Source organism: Janthinobacterium rivuli, from assembly GCF_009208735.1.
Taxonomy (GTDB): Bacteria; Pseudomonadota; Gammaproteobacteria; order Burkholderiales; family Burkholderiaceae_D; genus Janthinobacterium.
On the sequence record NZ_WFLJ01000042.1, the window covers coordinates 1 to 3,022 of the forward strand.

Consider the following 3,022-nt stretch of genomic DNA (forward strand, 5'->3'; position numbering starts at 1 on the left):
GGCGTGGCGGCCACCGGCGAGGCCAGGGTGCCCGCCGGCGCGGGCAGGGTGGCGGCCGCGCTGGCCGACACCGCGCCCGACTGCGGCGTGCTGGCCATCGGCTGCAAGCGGCTGGCGCCCGCGTTGACCTCGGCCAGGAAGGCTTCCAGCGATTGCGCGACCGGGCCCAGCATCACTTCACGCACGCCCGAAAAATACTCTTCGCGCAGTTTGCGTTCCAGCAATTCTCCCTGATACAAGCCCAGGCCCAGCGAGACGGGCCGGCTGTTGCGGTAGGAATCGAGCTGTTCGATCCGGTCCTGCATGATTTCCAGCGCTTCGAAACGCGATTGCAGGTCGAGCCGCTTGTCCTGCACCTTGATCGCCTGGTCCAGGTCGGCCTGCACGTTGGTCACCAGCTGGCGGTTGGCCATGTAGGACCAGCTCCAGCCGGCCAGCGCCAGGCCCACCAGCGCGGTGGCGGCAAAGAAGGTGGCGTAGCGCAGACGGGTCTTGGCCGGACTGGCGTATTGGGCCACCAGTTCCTTGTCGGCGAAGATTACCTTGCGGAACAGATTGAGCAGGAAGTAGCCGTGCTGGTCCTGCACGGCGTGCTGTTGCTGCGGTTGCAATTTCAAATCGAAGCGTTGCGCCACGCGTTCCGACGAGGCCGATACCGACACGCCTTCCTGCAGCGCGCTGGTGAAATAGAAGCCGCGCATGACGGGCTTGAACTGGAACGGATTTTCCTCGAACAGGGTGGCGATGAAGGCGCGCAGCGAGCCCTTGATCGCGCTGAACTCGAGCGGGAAGGTAAACACGCCAGGCGGCATGCATTCGTTCTGCTGCAGCGCCATGCTGGCCAGGCTCAGCTCTTTCAAGCCGTCATACAGTTCATCGAAACGCTGGTCGAACTGCTCCAGCACGTCCTGCCTCGAACTGGTCTGGCTGTAGGGCAGGGTGGCGCCCCATACCCGGTCGCGTTCGCCGCGTTCCGTGTCCTGGAAAAATTCGTTGAAACCGGTAATCAGGTCGGCCTTGGTGAACACCACATAGACGGGCGCGTGCACTTCCAGTTTTTCCGTCAGTTCCTGCACCCGCTGGCGCAGGTTCTTGGCCAGGTTGATGGCGAACTCGGGGCGGCTGCCGGTCAGTTCGGCAATGCTGACGGCGATGATGATGCCGTTGATCGGCGCGCGCTTGCGGTGTTTTTTCAGCAGCGACAGAAAACCGAACCATTCGGCACGGTCTTCGTCATTGACCGAGTACCGGCCCGCCGTGTCGAGCAGGATGCCGTCGGTGGTGAAGAACCAGTCGCAATTGCGGGTGCCGCCGATGCCTTGCACGATCTTGCTGTCGGCAAAAGGAAACTGCAGGCCGGAATTGGCGATCGCCGTACTCTTGCCGGCCGCCGGATTGCCGATGATCATATACCAGGGTAACTCGTACAGGGCCGCGTCGCCCGACAACTGGCCCAGCTTGGAGGTCTTGATGGTGCCGATCGCTTCAAGCATGCGCTTGCGGATGGCTTCGGTTTCCTCGCGCTGGGTGGGGCCCGCCTTGGGCGTCGCGCCGGCCGTCTGCTGCTCCAGCATGCCGCCGAAGCTGGCGGCGTCGCGCTGGCGGCGCCTGCGCTGCAGCCACCATACCGCGCTGGCGGCCAGCAGAACCAGCGCCAGCGGCGGCACGATCCATACGAGCGGCCATTGAAAGATGACGGCGCAACTGGCCAGCAGCGCGGCCAGCGCCAGGAAACCGATGGCGAACAGGCTGAAACGGGTAGTAATGGAATGCCAGAATCGTTGCATCATAATATGAGGGGCGAGAGGTTGACAGGCATGGTGGAGGAAGGGGTCATGTGGCTGCGTGGGTTTCAGGGGAAGCAGCTGGCGCGGCCGCGGCCGGACCGACCACCACGGCGGCGCGCTGGAAGGCGTCGAGGTTGCTCAGGCATAGCACCTGGCCGGCATTCTCGGCCGCCTCGAGGCGCGCCAGCACCAGCGCCGCCAGGGTGGCCACCTGGCCACTCTGGCCGCAGGCCGCCGCCACGCTCAGTACGTCGCTGCTGAGATCGATATCGGGCAGCAGCACGCCGGCGTTGTTCATCAGTTCGATCATGCGGCTGGAGCGCTGGTCGGCATCGGCGTAGAGCCGCGTGATCGCGGCCGGGGCGACAGACGCCGCCGACATCGCCTTGCCGCCCAACTCGGCCAGCAAGGTGGCATCGCCATGGCTGCGGCTGTCCGCCGACTGGCCGCGCACGGCCATGCTGGCATGGTGCAGCAGTACCGGCGTGTCCGCTTGCAGCGCCGTCGCCTGGGCGGCGTCGGCCAGCAACAGGCCGGCCGCGCCTTCGCCGGGAATCTGCCCGCCCGGCTGGCCGGCATGGAACAGCAGCCCGCGCGTGCTCCAGTCATGTACGGTCAGCTCGCCGATATGGGAACCGCAGGCCAGTACGATGGCCAGGCAAGGCAGCTCTTGCAAGGCCGCTTGCGCGGCCAGCTGCTCGATCAGCGCCAGCGGCCCGCTGTCGCCGGCCAGGTGCACGCTGAGCTTGTCGGACGGCCAGCCGTGTTGTCCCGCTTGCGCGCGCAGCCAGGCGGCGCCCGTGTCGCGCTGCGGCTGGTCCCAGTCGGGCGGCAACAGCAGATGCAGTTGCAGCGTCGGCAGCGGCAGTGCGGTGCGCGCGCCCGTCTGCGCCGCCGCTGTGTAGTCGTCGAGCCCCGTGTGCATCGCCGCTTCCTGCATCAGTTCGTTCAATACCTCGGTGCCCAGCGCCAGCGCGCGCAAATGTTCGGCATCGAAATGCGCTGCTGCATCCCGCGCCGTATCGACCGGACGGGCCCGCAGCCAGTCGTCCAGCAGTTCCTTCTGGCTCAGTTCATCGAGGTCCGCCACGCGGGCGCTCATCACCGGGTAGCCCTGCGCGTCGGTCAGCTCCGGATCCAGTGCGGGACGCTGCTGCTTGTCCAGCAGCGCGGCCGCCAGTTCCGGCGCCGAGGCGCCGCCCGGCATGCGCAGCGCGGCGGCGGCCAGGTGCAGC

General features: G+C 66.7%; 2 protein-coding genes. Both read right to left on the reverse strand.

The window, feature by feature from the left end; all coding sequences use genetic code 11:
• The coding region (tssM, locus tag GCN78_RS28760; RefSeq protein WP_193316904.1) for a type VI secretion system membrane subunit TssM at positions 1 to 1,787 on the reverse strand (1,787 nt) is incomplete at its 3' end.
• 46 nt (positions 1,788 to 1,833) lie between these two features.
• Positions 1,834 to 3,022: hypothetical protein (locus GCN78_RS29500; RefSeq protein WP_193316905.1), on the reverse strand; the 1,189-nt coding region annotated here is incomplete at its 5' end.